At 58.7% G+C, this 489-nt stretch carries 1 protein-coding gene; it reads right to left on the bottom strand.

The window, feature by feature from the left end; translation table 11 throughout:
• A partial coding sequence (locus PsWM33_RS27515) for a baseplate megatron protein TIM-barrel domain-containing protein (RefSeq protein WP_193778470.1) occupies positions 1-489 on the bottom strand: 489 nt, incomplete at both ends.

A 489-nucleotide genomic window follows, 5' to 3' on the forward strand; every position in this document is an offset into this window, starting at 1 on the left:
AGGGAAAGCGGGAACGACGCGGGCGAAACGCCACCCGGCCACCAGATTCCACAGCATCAAAGAAGAAAGCAGCACCAAGGGTTTCCAACACGCTGCGGGCACTGGTGATAGAAGAGATAAGGAAGCCATCAGCAACCCCATCTGCCCCGGCCGTTTCAAAGTCTATGCCTTCACGCAGGCCCGCCCGCTCCATCAAGAGCCGGGCAATGCCATCTGCGGAGACACCGCCCACACGGCCGGAAAGCCAATGCCCGGTGGTGAAGTTGCCCCAATCCGCCCAGGTATCGGATTCCACCGGAAACGATGGAAACGGCCGCACATCCCAAGCCCATGCAAACATGTTCACGGGGTCCACCATTGGCCCACTATAAACCGGGCTAACTGGATTGTTGCCAGCCTCAACAGCCCAGTATTCCAGCATGGCGCGTAGGTAACGCCGCTGTATCAGGTCATCACGCACCCCGGAGGAAAAATAGGGCACCTGACTTT

The organism is Pseudovibrio sp. WM33 (assembly GCF_001623165.1).
In the GTDB taxonomy this organism is placed as follows: domain Bacteria; phylum Pseudomonadota; class Alphaproteobacteria; order Rhizobiales; family Stappiaceae; genus Pseudovibrio.